The organism is Nocardia ninae NBRC 108245 (genome assembly GCF_007990755.1).
In the GTDB taxonomy this organism is placed as follows: Bacteria; Actinomycetota; Actinomycetes; order Mycobacteriales; family Mycobacteriaceae; genus Nocardia; species Nocardia ninae.
The window spans coordinates 298,218-313,132 of sequence record NZ_BJXA01000002.1 but is presented as its reverse complement, the minus strand read 5'-3'; the positions used below and the strand labels follow the sequence as shown (position 1 = coordinate 313,132).

The following is a 14,915-nucleotide window of genomic DNA, read 5'->3' as shown; positions in this document are numbered from 1 at the left end:
CAGCCACTTTCGGGTGTCACTTGACGTGGCCGATCCGCTGGTTCATCCAGTCGCCGAGCCATTGCACGGCGTTGCGGCCGGCGCCGTCGACCACCAGGGACCCGTAGTTCACGTGCGCGCCGGACGCGACGAAGTTCGCGGCACTGAGTCCGTCGACGATGAGGTTGACCAGGTTGATGTCGTGAAAGGTCGTGATCCGGGTGAGCGGGCCGGTCAGGTCGTCGAGGTCAGGGCCCGGCTCCGCGATGGTCTTGGCCGGGGTGTCGGCCCGCCTGCCCAGCACCACCGGCGGGGCCTGCTGCGCCTTGCCGGTCAGCAGATCGACTGTGGCCGAGGCCAAGTCGGCTCCGATCGGTAGCAGGCCGGACAGGGCGACGCCCGCGCCGGCCAGGTCGGGCGCCTGCCCCGGCGGCGGCACGAGCTTCTGCAGCACCGACCACGCGACGTCCTGGATCCGGCCGATGATCTGCACCAGCCGGGTGATGTCGAAGTTGGAAAGGATCGACGTGACCTGCGCCGCGACCTCGGTGAAGCCCTGCGCGTCCGGGATCACCGACAGCACCTGCGAGATCCACTTCAGGTCAACCGTCCCAACAAGTTTCAGCAAGGGTTGCAGCTGATCGTTCAGCTCGGCGGCGACCTGGTTGGCGCCCTCGGCGTCCATCGCGACAATCTTCTGCGGCAGCAGCATGAGGTTGTCGAGAATCCGGGGGAAGTCGAACGTGGTGACGTCGGCGGCGACGTCGAGCGCCTGGTCGACCAGCACGGTGGGTTTGAGCAGCGAGAGGACTCTTGTTGCGGCGCCGAGGGTTTCGGGCGAGGTGGCGGCCAGCGGCGCGACCTCACGCCGGACCGACTTGGCCGCGGCGCGCAGCGAGCGGGCTTTGGGGGAATTCGGCCGGAGGGTGCCGACGCCGTTGTCCAGCAGTTCGGTCGCGGTGTCGGCGATCGTGGTCATGGCCGCGACGGCGCCCGACAGGTCCGACTGGTCGAGCTGAGTCAGCACCTCCCCCGCGTCGCGCTCGGCGGTACCGGTCGGCGCGGCGACCAGCTGGGCCGTGGCAGCGGGGTTGGCCGCGCCGGAATCGATCAGGTCCACCAGGGGATTGAGGGTGTCCAGCAACTTTTCCGCACTGCCGCGGACCTGGGCCAGATCGACCCCCGAGGGGGCAGCGAGGCCTGCGGTCAGCCCGGCCACGGCGGTCGCCAGTCCTGGCAGGTCCGCCTTGGAGAAGTCCGAGGTCAGCGCGGCGCCGATCGGGAAATTCGCGTCCGGTGGCGGCGCACCACCGCTGAGGGCCTTGCTCAGGATCGAGCCCAGCGCGCCGAGCAGTGGGTTGGCGCTCTTCTGGATCGAGCAGTACAGGTCTTTCGGATCGCAGATCGAGGTGACCCGGCCGGAAAGTTTACCCATGCCTTGCGGCCGCGGGTCGGCGATGCCCGTGCCCGCTGTTCCCGGCCCGACGACGATCTCGCCCGGTGTGCCCGCGCCGGGGTCGGCGAGCAGGCCGACGGCCAGGACGCGATCGGCGGGCACCGGACCGCGATCGTTGCCGATGGCGGCGGCCAGATCGCCTGCGGCATCGGCACCCTGACTGTACCCATTGATAGTGAAACGTGCTGTCGGGCAGCGGGTTCCGTAATTACGCAGCGCGGCGGTGGCATTCTCCAGCGCGGTGTTCTTGCTGTCGGCGTAGGTGTAGCCGTTGTCGAAGGCGCGAGCCATGTATGGCGTGAAGTAGATCTCGGACCTCGGACCCTGCTGGCGCTGAATGGCCTCCGCGATCGGCGCGAGCATGCCGATGGGCCGCGCCGGGTCGGCATCCTCGTCGGTCTCCCAGGTGCCGGGGATGAACAGGTTGAATGTTGCTGCGCACGTAGCTGGTTCGGCGTGTGCCACCGCGGTGACACCGGACGAACCCACGGCAACGCCGACGGTCACCAGCGTGGTGACCACATAGCGCTTGGACGAACGCATCACTGACTCCTGCACACGGTCTCTTCGGCTGGGCGATCCGCCGACCACGTTAAATCAAATTCTCCAATCATGAATTGTCCGCAGTGTCGTTCTTAATGTCGTTAAGAAGTTCTTCGAGAATTCCGCAACGGCAATGGTTGCGCGGACGAACATCGGGTAATTCCCTGGCACTACAGGAGGTTCACCATGATGGCCATTGCCGCCGCTGTCGCGTTCGGGCTCGCTTTGCTGTTCGATCTGACCGATGCCAGCCTCGGTGACGAAATCACCGCAGGCACCCTCACCACCCTCGGACTGCTGCTCGTCGCACTGCACCTAGCCGGCGTCGGCACCGGGGCGCGTTCGTGGAACTGGCGCCGTCGCCGGTAGCGCCTATGCCGAAGCACTGAGTGCAGGCCGGGTCCGGTCGAGGCGATCGCGGCCCGCCTGCACCAGGTCCCATTCATCGAGAACGCTTGTTGACACTCGCGATCGGGCAGGCCGAAGGTTGCCTTACCGTTCGCGATCTTGTCAGGGGCGACCAATGTCAACACCACCGGCCGAGCCGGGCATGCGACTGCAACGCAGCAGCCGCGAAACCAGCACGCTGATCCCGCGCCTCACCGAGTGGCTCGCCGGCCGGTTGCCGGTGCCCGCCGATCCGAAGGTCGCTCTGCGGTCCGGCATCGACAGCAACGGTATGTCGGCGGAGACGCTGGTGCTCCAGCTGAGCTGGACCGAATCCGGCGTCGCACAGGTCACCGACCTGATCGCTCGAATGGTGCCCGCCCCCGGCGACTTCCCCGTGCTCGAGCACTACGCCATGCAGGATCAGTTCGACGTCATGCGCATCGTGGCCGAGGCCAGCGACGTCCCTGTTCCGCGCGTACGGTTCATCGAACCGACCGGCGAGGTGCTCGGCACGCCCTTCCTGCTGATGGACCGCGTCGACGGGGTGGTGCCGCCGGATGTCATGCCCTACACCTTCGGCGACAACTGGCTTTTCGACGCAAGCCCCGAGCAGCAGCACCGACTCCAGCGAAGCACGATCCAGACGCTCGCCGCATTGCACGCCATCCCGGATGCGCCGAGCGCCTTCGCTTTTCTCGACCCGCGCCACCCCGGCGCGAGCCCGCTCGAACGAACCCTGAATCGCGCCAGGAGTTGGTATGAGTTCGCCGCCCGCGACTCCGGGCGGTCGCCGCTGGCGGAGCGGATCCTGGTGTGGCTCACCGCGAATCTGCCCGAAACCTCGGCCGCCGAGGCCGTCCTCTCGTGGGGCGATGCCCGCATCGGCAATTGCATGTACCGAGACTTCGAGCCCGTCGCGGTGCTCGACTGGGAACTGTCGACGATCGGCCCCCGCGAGATGGACCTGGCCTGGCTGGTGTTCGCGCATCGCGTTTTTCAGACGATCGCCAACACTTTCGGCTTGCCCGGAATGCCGGACTTTCTGCGCACGGAGGAAGTACTCGCGACCTACCGCGAGTACTCGGGCGTGCAGGTCGGTGACCTCACCTGGTACACGCTGTACGCCGCCCTCAACTACTGCGTCGTCTTCATGCGCTCGGGTGGACGGCAGATCCACTTCGGCGAGATAGCGCGCCCGGACGACATCGAGACGCTGTTCCATCACCGCTCGCTCGTCGAACAGCTGCTCGCCGAAGTCGGCGCCTGATCGACCCCGTCGCCATCCATCGTCCCGAACATCCTGTGGGAGCAGCGTTCTCGTGATCGAGCAACTGAACGAACTGGCTTACTACTGCATTACCCGCCATCCCGCCGACGCTCGGGTGCTGTTCCCGGAGGCACGCACCGCAGAAGAGATCGGTCTGGGCTCGTGCATGATCGGTGAACGGATGACCGTCAAGGACTCCGCGGTGCTGTCCGGTGGCGTCGCCGCGTGCACGACCACCCTGGGCATCGCGGCGGCGGCCACGAATCATCACACCCGGCACCCGATGGTCACCGCGACCATCGGTTCGACGATGCAGGCCATCAGCGAGGGTCGATACGCCATGGCCTTCGGCCGCGGCATGGCGGCGAACTGGAAGGCGATCGGCCTGCCCGCGGTCACCGGCGCACAACTGCGCGACTTCGTCGGAATTCTGCGCCGCCTCTGGGCCGGCGAGACCATCATCGATCACCGGGGACCCGCCGGTTCGTGGCCGGTCCTGTACCACCAGAACGGACTCGCCGACGCGCCCCCGATCGGCTTCGTCGCGGTCGGCCCGAAGACCCTCGAGCTCGCCGGCGAGATCGGCGACTTCGTCGTCCTGCACACCTTCTTCTCGGACGAGGCCACCGCGAAATCCGTTGCGGCGGTGCGCCGTGGGGCCGAACGGGCAGGCAAGGACCCGGACAGTGTCCGGATCTGGTCGTGCTTGGCGACCGCGAGCGACGCGCTCTCCGAAGAGGACCAACTGCGGCGGCGGACGGGCCGGCTGGCCACCTACCTACAGGCCTACGCCGACGTGCTCATCTCCGCCAACGGCTGGGATCCCCGGGTCTGGGAGCGGATTCGCACCACACAGCTCTACCTGGACGCCGCGGCCGCCGGACCCATCGATGCGTCCGCCTCCGTCGAGGTACTCGAGCAACTCGACGCCCTCATCCCCGACGAATGGCTCGACTCGGCCGCGTACGGGACACCGAAGCAGTGTGTGCGCAAGATCGCGCGGGAGTTCGATCTCGGCTGTCACTCGGTGATCATGCACGGGGCGAGTCCGCACGAGCTGGCGTCGGTGGTGGCGGCCTACCGAGCCGATCGACCCACGCTGCGCCGGGCAGTGGCCGCGAATCCGGGCAAGCTGGTGTGACGAGACCGATCTGCGTCGACCGGTCTGCGCTGAGTCGCCGAACCCCGGCTCAAGACTGAGCCATGTCCGGCGACGGCGCGAATGCTGTACCGGCCGTACGCAATCGCTGCGCGAAGGTGTGGCAGCGCGCGGCCAGCTCCGGCGGGTCGAGTACCTCGAAGTCGTGGCCGAGCAGGAGCACGTGCATCAGCACGAAGTCGAGGCTGGCGGCGCCGCTGATCAGCTCGCAGTGTTCGTCGTCGCGTGGGTGGACCACGGCCGCCGACGCCGGAACTTGCGCGCGCACAGTGTCGGCTGGGGCGTGCACGAGGAAGCGGGCCTGGTGTGGGTACACCCGGCTCGCCACCCCTTCCTGCACGTAGGTGGCCGCATCCGGTACGGCGCGTGGACGGAAGCGCCAGGTGCGCGCGGCCACGTCGGCCATCCGGTCGACGCGGAAGGTGCGCCAGTCGTCGCGGTCGAGGTCGTAGGCGAGCAGGTACCAGCGCCGGTCGGAGGCGACCAGCCGATAGGGCTCGACCCGCCGTCGTCGCGTTCGGTCCCCAGACGGGTAGTCGAAGCCCGCCTCGACCTCGTCGCGGCAGGCTCGGGCCAGGACCATCAGCGCCTCGGAATCGACACGCGGATAACCGATGTCGAACGACTCCACCGCGCCGGCCAGCGCGCGCACCTCGTGCCGCAGCCGGGTGGGCAGCACCCGATCGAGCTTGGTCAGCGCTCGCAGCGCGGCATCGCCCGCGCCGGTGACCGCGCCACCCGCACCGACGAGCAGCGAGACCGCGGTGGCGATCGCCTCTTCGTCGTCGAGCAGCAGCGGCGGCAGATCCTGTCCCGGACCGAGTTGGTAACCGCCGCCGACACCGTGGCTGGCGTGCACGGGATAGCCGAGCGCACGCAGCCGTTCGACATCGCGCCGGACCGTGCGCGGGGTGACGCCGAGCCGCTCGGCGAGTTCGGGACCGGTCCACACCGGCCGCTGTTGCAGCAGGCCGAGCAGCGTCAGTACCCGCTCGGTCGTGCCCCGCTCGTCACCGCCTGCCATCTGCACTCCCCCAGCCTGCCCGCAATAGCGGACCGATACTGTCCGCTAGGGGTGTCAGGATAGTCGCGTGGAGGCAGACGCCTTCGTCTGGAACCAGAACCGACCTACGAACGGAGCAGCCCGATGAGCCGCCAGATCCAGATCACCTTCGACGCGCACGACCCGCGGGCACTGTCGACCTTCTGGCGCGACGCGCTCGGCTACGTCCATCCCGGGCCACCCGGCATCGAGCTGCCCGCCGATGCCGACCCACTGGCCGCGTGGGACGAGTTCCTCGCGCGGATCGGGGTGCCGCCGGAGCAGCGCAATACGCGATCGGCCATCGAGGATCCGGATGGGCAGGGCCCGCGGGTGTTCTTCCAGCAGGTGCCGGAGGACAAGGTTGCCAAGAACCGCGTCCATCTCGACGTGCGCGCGGCACCCGGCTTGCAGGGCGAGGAGCGGATGGCGGCGCTGGAGGCCGCATGCGATCGGCTGGTCGCGCTGGGCGCGAAGCGAGTTCAGCGCCACGACCCCGAGCCGCCGCTGGGGGCGGGCCACATCGTGATGACCGACCCCGAGGGAAACGAATTCTGCCTGGACTGAGCGCCTCAGTACGGGATGGCGGCGGTGAGGGTGTAGTTGAGGACAAGGGCGCCGAGCACGATCAGCAACAGCAGCGTCAAGAGCACGCCGGGGACATTGTCGATGAGAGCGGGTTCGTTCGGGCGGGTGCGCGACACTGCCATGAGTCAGGACCTCCGGTCGTCGGGCGGGATGTGACTTCGCGATTCCCGGTTCCGCGAATATCAAACGGTGTTACCTATTCAGCGGGGCGGGCGCAGGATCTTGAGCGCGGCCTTCAGGATCGGCCCCGGGACGTGATCGCGCATGTTCAGCGCCGAGGCCGCCGCTCGGCCGCGCACCTCGGTGCCGCGGCCGAACATCTTGTTCAGCGGCCCACCCGAGGGCTCGAGGTCGACGTGCAACGGCGGCCTGCCGTCGACCGCGCCGAGCGCGTGCGAGATGACGATGCGCTGGATCTCGCTGGTGCCCTCGAAGATGGTGTACAGCTTGGCGTCTCGGTACCACTTCTCCACCGGATGGTCGGTGATGTACCCCCAGCCGCCCATGGTTTGGATGGCGCGTTCGGTAGCTCTGACGGCGACCTCGCTGGCCGCCAGTTTCGCCATCGATCCTTCGCCGCGCTCGAAGGGCACCCCGTTGGCCGCCATCCAGGACGCTCGCCAGGTCAGCAACCGCGCGGCATCGATCTGGGTGGCCAGGTCAGCGATGGGGAACGAGACGCCTTGATTGTCGATGATCGGCGCGCCGAACGCTTCGCGCCGGTTCGCGTAGGTGGTCATGTATTCCAAGGCGGCCCTGGCGATTCCGAGAGCCTGCGCGGCCACCATCGGGCGGGTCTGCTCGAAGGTACCCAGCGTCACCGAACCCGATCGGCCGCCGTCGCGAGCCGCTTCGCGCCGCTTGGCCAGGGCGTGCTCGAGCTTGTCGAGGCCGCCGAGCAAATTGTCGGCGGGCACGCGCACGTGGTCGAACTTCAATTCCGCGGTGTGCGAGGCGCGGCAACCCAGTTTGTCCAGTTTGCGAACCAGTTCCAAACCTGGTGTGCCGCCGGGCACTACGAAGAGTGCTTGCCCGCGATGGCCGAGTTCCTGGTCCACCACCGCGTTCACCACGTGCACGTCGGCGATGCCGCCGTTGCCGATCCACATCTTGTGGCCGTCGATGATCCAGTCGTCCCCGTCACGGACTGCCCTGGTGCGCAGATTGCGCACATCGCTGCCCCCCTCCGGTTCGGAGATGGCGAGCGCGGCGAGCTTCAAATCTCCTGGCGTGCCAAAACATTCGGGTGCCCACTGCAACATCTGCTCCGGTGTGGCGGCCTGGCCGATCGCCGACAGGGCCAGTGCGGGCATCACGATCGCCAACCCGATGCCCGCGCAGCCCCAGAACAGTTCCTCCATGAACATCGGCAGCGACAAACCGGTCGGGTCACCGATGAGGTCGCGATAGAACAGCGGGCTGTAGAACCCGCGCTCGGCGGCCTCTTCGAGGACCGGCCACGGGAACTCCTGGGCCTGGTCGTAATGCTGCGCGACCGGCCTGATGCAGTCCTGCGCGAACTCGTGCGCCCGCTTGGCCAGGTCGTGCTGAGCCGCCGTCGGGGTCAGATCGAAAGCCATGACTAGACCTCGGTTATCGACACCGTCATGATCGACTCTCCTCGCCCCCACCGGCCGCGCGCTGCGCCTCCGCCAGTTCGGCGCGGAGCCGATCGGCGGTCGCCTTGTCGTCGGCGTCCTCGGCCGTGGTGATGTCCTGCTTCAGCTGCGCGATAACGTCCTGCTGGGTCATGAATTCTCCCGTCTACGTGGCGACCGGATGCGCTGGTGCACCCGGATCGCGGGGTCGGCTGATTCGATCCGTGGATGAGCCGGACGCATCCGCCTCTACTGGGTGGTAACCGGCATCGCCCTGCCCAAACACCCCGGGTCGGCGGGCCGGCGCGCCCGCTGCCGCGCTCACTGGCAGCCTTCCAACGTCGCGGCCGCGAGTTCGGCTGTGACATCGGTGATTTCGCCGCGGGTGCGCAGGGCGCGGAGCTGGCGGCGGGCGCCGTTGCCGCGCTGCGACAACTCGCCGAGCGTGTCGGTGACGAACGGGTAGGCGCCGAGTTCGTCGAGGGCGGATCGGGTGTGGTCGACCAACCCGGCGATCAACGTGCGGACGGGTGCGACGCGGCGGGTGAGCGGGTCGAGGCCCTCACCGTCGAGGCCGGAGCGCGCGGCGTTCCAGTAGGCGGCACGGAGTACCTCCGCGGGTACGTCGGGCGCGGTGCGCCCCTGCTCGATCTCGGCCAGTGCGGTCAGCACGGTTGCCCGGACCAGCGTGGCCAGCAACGCCGTTTCGGCAACGGTAGCGGGGACGTCACTTACCCGAACTTCAACAGTCGGAAAGGATTCCGACGGCCGGACGTCCCAGTAGACCATCTTCCGGTCCATGATGCTGCCGCTGGACAGCATCATGTCGACCATGCTCTCGTAGTCGTGCAGCGAGTCGAAGTACGGCGGCGGGCCCGCGCTCGGCCACCGCCGCCACAGAATGCTGCGCCAGCTGGCATACCCGGTTTCCGAGCCGCGATAGATCGATGAATTCGCGGTCATCGCCAGGTAGACCGGCAACCATGGCCGCAGGTGGTTGCTGACCTGCACGGCGACTTCACGGTCCGGAACCGCCACGTGCACGTGGCAACCGGACAGCCCCTGCTCACGGGCGATCATCCCGAATTCGCGCGCAATGCGCTGATAACGGGGCGTTTCGGTGATCGGGTACTCCTCGGGAACGGTAGGCGGAACCGCCACGGCGAGCAGGCGCGCACCGTTGCGTTCGGCGCATGCCGCGACGTCACGCCGCAGTTTGCCGAGCTCCTTCAGCAGTGCCGCGGTGTCCGAGTGCACCCCCGTGCTGGTTTCCACCTGACAACTGGTCAGTTCCAGCTGCAACTCCACCCCGACGTCCGCGGCGGTGCGAGCCACTTCGATGTTCTTGGGGACGGGGGCGCCGGTGTCCGGATCGGCCAACAAGAATTCCTCTTCGACGCCGACCGTCGCTGGAGTTTCCATGCTCGGGAAGATGCCCGCCGAGCGACCCGGCAAACAGTGCGCCGCCGAACATCACCGCCTCGACCCGAGTGCGCCCGAAACAGGCTGGTGGGCAGGCGAATTCGCCTGCCCACCAGTCACGTGTGTGCGCGTACCGCTATTGACCGTCGTGCTGATGGCTCGCTTGCCGCGCTTCATCCACGTTGGCCTCGGCGCGCGCCTTCTCCGCAGCCGCTTCCTTGGCCGCGGCTTCGCGTTCGGACTCGGCCTTGTCCTGTTGAGCCTGGCCCTCGCCCTTCAGGTTCTCGTCTCCGGTGACGACGCCGGCCGCCTCCTTGGCCTTACCCTTCACGTCCTCGACGACACCTTCGACACCCTCGCGGGGTCCGCTTCCCTGCTCCGACACAGCAATAACCTCCGACCGATCCGACGAACGACTGACATTCGGCGCGTACCCGGTATCGGCCGCCCCAATCCGCCTGTCCTCGATCGGGAAACAAATGCTTGACTCATTCCAGAAAAGGGACAAGACTCTCCGACGTGACGACGGCCACAGAGTTCCAGCAGATGTTGCGGGAAGTCTCGCTGCGCGTGACAGCTCCCCGCGTCGCGGTGCTGAGCGCGGTGCACGAGCATCCACACGCCGACACGGACTCGATCATCCGTGCCGTGCGGTCCCGGCTGGCGACGGTGTCGCACCAGGCGGTGTACGACTCGTTGCACACGCTCACCGCCGCGGGCCTGCTCCGCTGCATCCAACCGTCGCGCTCGGTGTCGCGGTACGAGACGCGGGTCGGCGACAACCACCACCACGTGGTGTGCCGGAACTGCGGGACCATCGCCGATGTCGACTGCGCCGTCGGCGAGGCACCGTGTTTGACCGCGTCCGACGACCACGGCTTCTCGATCGACGAGGCCGAGGTCATCTACTGGGGTCTGTGCCCCGATTGCTCGGCGTCACCGACCGCCCCAGCCCACCCCTGACCACAGCCCAGATAACTCGATCAGGAAGGAATTCTGTGTCATCCGAAAGCCGTCCGCCCACTCCGGACACCGAAACTCGAAGCGCGAGCGAGAGTGAGAACCCGGCGATCCCGTCGCCGACCGTCAAGGAGGGCCGCCCGCACACCAACCGGGACTGGTGGCCGGAGCAGATCGATGTGTCGGTGCTGCACGCCCACTCGTCCAAGTCCAACCCGCTGGGTGCGGACTTCGACTACCCCACAGAATTCAAGAAGCTCGACGTCGACGCGCTGAAGGCCGACGTCGCCGCGGTGATGACCAATTCGCAGGACTGGTGGCCCGCCGACTACGGCCACTACGGCGGCTTGTTCATCCGGATGAGCTGGCACGCGGCGGGTACCTACCGCATCGCCGACGGCCGCGGCGGCGGTGGGCAGGGCGCCCAGCGCTTCGCGCCGTTGAACAGCTGGCCCGACAACGCGAACCTGGACAAGGCGCGCCGCCTGCTGTGGCCGGTCAAGCAGAAGTACGGCAACAAGATCTCCTGGGCCGACCTGCTGGTGTTCGCGGGCAACGTGGCCCTGGAGTCGATGGGGTTCCAGACCTTCGGCTTCGGCTTCGGCCGCCCCGACATCTGGGAGCCCGAAGAGGTGTTCTGGGGTCCGGAGGACACCTGGCTCGGTGACGAGCGCTACAGCGGTGAACGCGAGCTGTCGGGTCCGCTCGGCGCTGTGCAGATGGGCCTGATCTACGTGAACCCGGAGGGCCCCAACGGCCAGCCGGATCCGGTGGCCTCGGCGCGCGACATCCGAGAGACGTTCGGCCGCATGGCAATGAACGACGAGGAGACCGCCGCGCTGATCGTCGGCGGGCACAGCTTCGGCAAGACGCATGGTGCGGGCAACGCCGACCTGGTCGGTCCCGAGCCCGAGGCCGCCCCGCTCGAGCAGCAGGGCCTGGGCTGGAAGAGCGCCCACGGCAGCGGCAAGGCAGGCGACGCCATCACCAGCGGGCTGGAGGTCGTCTGGACCTCGACCCCGACCAGGTGGAGCAACGGCTTCCTGCAGAACCTCTACGGCCACGAGTGGGAGCTGACCAAGAGCCCCGCCGGTGCGTGGCAGTGGACGGCGAAGGACGCCGAGGCCAGCATCCCGGATCCGTTCGACGGGCCCGCCCGCAAGCCGACCATGCTGACCTCGGATCTGGCTCTGCGCGAGGATCCGATCTACCGGGAGATCACCAGCCGCTGGCTGGACCACCCCGAAGAGCTGGCCGAGGCGTTCGCCAAGGCTTGGTACAAGCTGCTGCACCGTGACATGGGACCGGTCAGCCGCTACCTCGGACCGTGGGTGCCCGAACCGCAGATCTGGCAGGACCCGGTGCCCGACGTCGATCACGAGCTGATCGACGAGCAGGACATCGCGGCGCTCAAGAGCAAGGTCCTCGAGTCCGGGCTCTCGGTCGCGCAGCTGGTGAAGACCGCGTGGGCGTCGGCGGCGAGCTTCCGCAGCACCGACAAGCGCGGCGGCGCCAACGGTGCCCGGATCCGCCTGGAGCCGCAGCGGAACTGGGAGGTCAACGAGCCCGCCGAACTGGCCAAGGTGCTGCCGGTGCTCGAGCAGATCCAGCAGGACTTCAACGGTTCGGCGACCGGCGGCAAGAAGGTCTCGCTGGCCGACCTGATCGTGCTCGCCGGTTCCGCGGCGGTCGAGAAGGCCGCCAAGGACGCGGGTCACGACGTCACGGTGCCGTTCGCGCCGGGCCGGACGGACGCGTCGCAGGAGAGCACCGATGTGGAGTCCTTCGCGGTGCTCGAACCGCGCGCCGACGGTTTCCGCAACTACGTGCGGGCCGGCGAGAAGGCGCCGCTGGAGCGTCTGCTGCTCGACCGCGCGTACATGCTCGACGTGACCGCGCCGGAACTGACGGTGCTGATCGGCGGCCTGCGCGCGCTGGGTGCCAACTACGGCGGCACCGAGCACGGCGTGTTCACCGAGCGGCCGGGCGTGCTGACGACCGACTTCTTCGTCAACCTGCTCGACCAGAACACCGAGTGGAAGGCCTCCGATTCGGCGGAGAACGTCTACGTCGGCGTCGACCGGTCCTCCGGTCGGACCAAGTGGACCGCCACCGCCAATGACCTTGTCTTCGGTGCACATTCGGTGCTGCGTTCGGTCGCCGAGGTGTATGCCCAGCAGGACGCCGAGGCGAAGTTCGTGAACGACTTCGTCGCCGCGTGGGTCAAGGTGGTCGACAACGATCGCTTCGATCTCGACTGATCTATCGACGGATCCAGGCCGGCCCCTTTCGGGGGTCGGCCTGGATTTGTCTGCGCGCCTGAAGTATTGGGCGCAAACCTCCGGCGTAGCGGTTGCCGCGTGACCGGTACCGTCGCCATCGACCGACGCGACGCGCCTGCCGGCAACCGATCAGCCGCCCGGACCGGACCGGCACGGCATACCGGACAGTCGGGCGACGGGTCACTGTTCACCTGCCCGAATGCACCAGGCGCGCCCCGATATCGGGATATCAGGCCCAGCTTTGCGGTGACCCTGGCAAATGTTGTGAAACATGTTTGTCCATCTGGTCGCGCGGCGTAGATTCGGTGCTGTCTCCAAGTCCCGAAGAGTGGCTTACCCCCTGGCAACACCGGACTTGGGAGCGCTATGTCTTTTCTCGATCGTCGTGCGGCAGGCCGCCAACTCGCGCAGCAGCTGCGGCATTTACGCGGTCAGGACCTGGTACTGCTCGGCCTCGGTGGCGGCGGTGTCGTGGTCGCCCACGAGGTAGCCGACGTGCTGCGGGCGCGGCTGGACATCGCGGTCGTGTGTGAACTGGCGGTCCCGTACCAGCCGTGGCTGTTGTTCGGTGCGCTCGGCGAACACGACATGTGCGTGCTGGACGAGGACGTCGTCGCCCGCGCGCTCGTTTCCCATCCCGAGCAGCTCGCGGTGCAACGCGAGGCGCGAGAACAGTTACGGCGCACCGTCACTCGCTGCCGCGGCGAAGGTGGCGCCCTGGCTCTCGACGGTGCCACCGTGATCGTTGTCACCGACGGCGTGAAGTGTACGGCCCCCGCCCGGGTAGGGGTCGCGATCGCGCGGGCCCGCGGTGCGCGGCGGGTAGTGGTGGCCGCACCGCTCGGTGCCCCGCGCGCGGTGCGTGCGCTGCGGGGTGTCGCCGACGGCGTCGTCTGCCTGGAAACACCGCCACTGTCCGGGTCGATCCGGCCGTGGTACCGCGAGTTACCCGACGTCGCCGACGCGGAGGTGGTGGCCCTGCTGAATCAGCGGCACGGTGGTTTCCTGCCCGTTCGCGCGGAAAACGGAAGTGCGCACAGCGAAGCGGTGTCCACCGGGCTATCGCCGGAAGGCAGCGAAGCGACTACCTGATCCACACTCCGACGAGGGTAGGAGGTGAAGACATGCAGGCACTGCTGCGGCCGGGACCCGACGGGGCGGCCGACAACGAGGAAACCCAGCACGACGCGCCTTGAGTAGCTCATGAAAGCTGCAGGGGCACCGCCGGTTTCGCGCACAGCAAGCGGGACACGACGTCGACGGAGGGGCCGGCGCCCCGGCACTACCGCGGTAGCGTCGGGGCGTGGCAACAGTTCTCACCGGGGATGCTGTGCGGCCGTCCGTTTACCCGGCGGCACGGGCGGACGGCCGGGTTCGTTGAAATGCAGATCCTCGGGATCGGCACCGGTACAGCCGCGAATGACGTCGGCGGCGACGACCGCCAGCTTCGTATTGCGACGTTGCGAGACATCGCGGAGGATCGCCACGGCGTCCGAGCGGGTGCAGCGCTCGCGCCCCATGACGATGCCCAACGCCTGATCGATCACCGACCGCGACGCCAGCGCCGCACGCAGTTGCTCACTCAATTCCGCCCGCCGCGCGGCCACGGTAGCCGCGGCGACGACCGCGGCGATGATCGTGATCAGCCGGCGGGCCCGGCGGTCGAACGCGTGCGGGATCTTCGAATAGAAGTTCAGCGCGACGGTCGGCGGACCGTCCGCGATCAGCGGCTCGCAGTGCACGGACCTGATACCGACGGCCAGCATTTCCGAGCGACACTCTGCCCAGCGCCGCTCGGCGCCGACATCGGGAACCGACACCGCCGCAGCGGTATCGAGCGCCTCCAGCCCCGGCCCACGCCCGCTACGGTGCTGAACTTCCTCGATCCGCGCCACGGGCTCATCGGTGGCGGCTACCAGTCGGGCGTGGCCACCCATACGCAGCGTCACACCGGTCATCGGCTGCTCGGGCACCATTCGTGCGGCGATGGCGGCGACTTCCACCCACGCCTGCTCGATATCGCGCGCCGCGACCAGCGTCCGGGTCAACTCCGTCAGGCCCGTCGCGAGGTCGTCGGATATCAGATCATGGTCGGCCATCAGTAAACATCCCTTACGAGCTTATGCCGCACACCCTTTCGTCTTGCCCCAACGGGGTAGATGTAACTTTTGCTCTACACACCACCTAGATAACCTGCATTCCTAGGCATAGATTTTTTGTAGCACTGTG

General features: G+C 67.8%; 15 protein-coding genes. 7 read left to right on the top strand and 8 right to left on the bottom strand.

What is annotated here, in order from left to right:
* Nucleotides 1–16 precede the first annotated feature (16 nt).
* Nucleotides 17–1,978, bottom strand: a complete 1,962-nt coding sequence (locus NN4_RS03490) for a cutinase family protein (protein WP_147128474.1) — start codon at nt 1,976–1,978, stop codon at nt 17–19.
* A 186-nt stretch (nt 1,979–2,164) separates the two neighbouring features.
* Here NN4_RS03490 and NN4_RS03485 point away from each other — a divergent pair, with 186 nt between their 5' ends.
* The 3 genes from NN4_RS03485 (at nt 2,165) to NN4_RS03475 (ending at nt 4,776) form a co-directional block, all read left to right on the top strand.
* Complete coding sequence (locus NN4_RS03485) at nt 2,165–2,347, top strand: hypothetical protein (RefSeq protein WP_135231325.1); 183 nt, start codon at nt 2,165–2,167, stop codon at nt 2,345–2,347.
* Between the two features lie 154 nt (nt 2,348–2,501).
* Nucleotides 2,502–3,635: a phosphotransferase family protein gene (locus NN4_RS03480; protein WP_186818242.1), complete on the top strand. Its 1,134-nt coding sequence runs from the start codon at nt 2,502–2,504 to the stop codon at nt 3,633–3,635.
* Between the two features lie 55 nt (nt 3,636–3,690).
* A complete protein-coding gene (locus NN4_RS03475) occupies nt 3,691–4,776 on the top strand; it encodes a TIGR03857 family LLM class F420-dependent oxidoreductase (RefSeq protein ID WP_147128567.1) in 1,086 nt (361 codons plus the stop codon).
* 49 nt (nt 4,777–4,825) lie between these two features.
* Here NN4_RS03475 and NN4_RS03470 read toward each other — a convergent pair whose 3' ends face one another.
* A complete protein-coding gene (locus NN4_RS03470; RefSeq protein WP_222594962.1) occupies nt 4,826–5,818 on the bottom strand; it encodes a helix-turn-helix transcriptional regulator in 993 nt (330 codons plus the stop codon).
* Between the two features lie 123 nt (nt 5,819–5,941).
* Here NN4_RS03470 and NN4_RS03465 point away from each other — a divergent pair, with 123 nt between their 5' ends.
* Nucleotides 5,942–6,403, top strand: coding sequence for a VOC family protein (locus NN4_RS03465; protein ID WP_147128472.1), 462 nt, complete (start codon nt 5,942–5,944; stop codon nt 6,401–6,403).
* Between the two features lie 5 nt (nt 6,404–6,408).
* Here the strand turns inward: NN4_RS03465 and NN4_RS44750 are convergent, their stop codons facing one another.
* From NN4_RS44750 to mbp1, 5 genes are all read right to left on the bottom strand, one after another.
* The gene (locus NN4_RS44750; protein WP_167768709.1) at nt 6,409–6,546 is read right to left on the bottom strand and encodes a hypothetical protein; all 138 of its coding nucleotides are present in this window, start codon (nt 6,544–6,546) and stop codon (nt 6,409–6,411) included.
* Nucleotides 6,547–6,624: 78 nt separating this feature from the next.
* Nucleotides 6,625–8,004 (bottom strand): acyl-CoA dehydrogenase family protein, encoded by a 1,380-nt coding sequence (locus tag NN4_RS03460; protein WP_147128471.1) that lies wholly within the window; start codon nt 8,002–8,004, stop codon nt 6,625–6,627.
* Between the two features lie 25 nt (nt 8,005–8,029).
* Nucleotides 8,030–8,176 carry a hypothetical protein gene (locus tag NN4_RS44745; protein WP_186818241.1) on the bottom strand — a complete coding sequence of 49 codons (147 nt, stop codon included), beginning with the start codon at nt 8,174–8,176 and terminating at the stop codon, nt 8,030–8,032.
* A gap of 167 nt (nt 8,177–8,343) precedes the next feature.
* Nucleotides 8,344–9,444, bottom strand: coding sequence for a glutamate--cysteine ligase 2 (locus tag NN4_RS03455; RefSeq protein WP_147128470.1), 1,101 nt, complete (start codon nt 9,442–9,444; stop codon nt 8,344–8,346).
* Nucleotides 9,445–9,580: 136 nt separating this feature from the next.
* On the bottom strand, nt 9,581–9,829 hold the full coding sequence (mbp1, locus tag NN4_RS03450) for a microaggregate-binding protein 1 (RefSeq protein ID WP_107656989.1): 249 nt from the start codon (nt 9,827–9,829) through the stop codon (nt 9,581–9,583).
* Nucleotides 9,830–9,990: 161 nt separating this feature from the next.
* On the opposite strand from mbp1, the gene NN4_RS03445 reads away from it, so the two are divergent.
* From NN4_RS03445 to NN4_RS03435, 3 genes are all read left to right on the top strand, one after another.
* Nucleotides 9,991–10,407, top strand: coding sequence for a Fur family transcriptional regulator (locus NN4_RS03445; protein ID WP_371865613.1), 417 nt, complete (start codon nt 9,991–9,993; stop codon nt 10,405–10,407).
* A gap of 35 nt (nt 10,408–10,442) precedes the next feature.
* Nucleotides 10,443–12,665 carry a catalase/peroxidase HPI gene (katG, locus tag NN4_RS03440; RefSeq protein WP_147128468.1) on the top strand — a complete coding sequence of 741 codons (2,223 nt, stop codon included), beginning with the start codon at nt 10,443–10,445 and terminating at the stop codon, nt 12,663–12,665.
* A gap of 387 nt (nt 12,666–13,052) precedes the next feature.
* Nucleotides 13,053–13,778, top strand: coding sequence for a phosphoribosyltransferase (locus NN4_RS03435; RefSeq protein WP_147128467.1), 726 nt, complete (start codon nt 13,053–13,055; stop codon nt 13,776–13,778).
* A gap of 224 nt (nt 13,779–14,002) precedes the next feature.
* Here the strand turns inward: NN4_RS03435 and NN4_RS03430 are convergent, their stop codons facing one another.
* Nucleotides 14,003–14,785 carry a GAF and ANTAR domain-containing protein gene (locus NN4_RS03430; protein ID WP_147128466.1) on the bottom strand — a complete coding sequence of 261 codons (783 nt, stop codon included), beginning with the start codon at nt 14,783–14,785 and terminating at the stop codon, nt 14,003–14,005.
* Between the last annotated feature and the right edge of the window lie 130 nt (nt 14,786–14,915).

Bases quoted from the DNA above. Each gene is read 5' to 3' on its own strand.
- NN4_RS03490 (WP_147128474.1), bottom strand. From the start codon at position 1,978: ATGCGTTCGTCCAAGCGCTATGTGGTCACCACGCTGGTGACCGTCGGC.
- NN4_RS03485 (WP_135231325.1), top strand. From the start codon at position 2,165: ATGATGGCCATTGCCGCCGCTGTCGCGTTCGGGCTCGCTTTGCTGTTC.
- NN4_RS03480 (WP_186818242.1), top strand. From the start codon at position 2,502: ATGTCAACACCACCGGCCGAGCCGGGCATGCGACTGCAACGCAGCAGC.
- NN4_RS03470 (WP_222594962.1), bottom strand. From the start codon at position 5,818: ATGGCAGGCGGTGACGAGCGGGGCACGACCGAGCGGGTACTGACGCTG.
- NN4_RS03465 (WP_147128472.1), top strand. From the start codon at position 5,942: ATGAGCCGCCAGATCCAGATCACCTTCGACGCGCACGACCCGCGGGCA.
- NN4_RS44750 (WP_167768709.1), bottom strand. From the start codon at position 6,546: ATGGCAGTGTCGCGCACCCGCCCGAACGAACCCGCTCTCATCGACAAT.
- NN4_RS03460 (WP_147128471.1), bottom strand. From the start codon at position 8,004: ATGGCTTTCGATCTGACCCCGACGGCGGCTCAGCACGACCTGGCCAAG.
- NN4_RS44745 (WP_186818241.1), bottom strand. From the start codon at position 8,176: ATGACCCAGCAGGACGTTATCGCGCAGCTGAAGCAGGACATCACCACG.
- NN4_RS03455 (WP_147128470.1), bottom strand. From the start codon at position 9,444: ATGGAAACTCCAGCGACGGTCGGCGTCGAAGAGGAATTCTTGTTGGCC.
- NN4_RS03445 (WP_371865613.1), top strand. From the start codon at position 9,991: ATGTTGCGGGAAGTCTCGCTGCGCGTGACAGCTCCCCGCGTCGCGGTG.
- NN4_RS03435 (WP_147128467.1), top strand. From the start codon at position 13,053: ATGTCTTTTCTCGATCGTCGTGCGGCAGGCCGCCAACTCGCGCAGCAG.
- NN4_RS03430 (WP_147128466.1), bottom strand. From the start codon at position 14,785: ATGGCCGACCATGATCTGATATCCGACGACCTCGCGACGGGCCTGACG.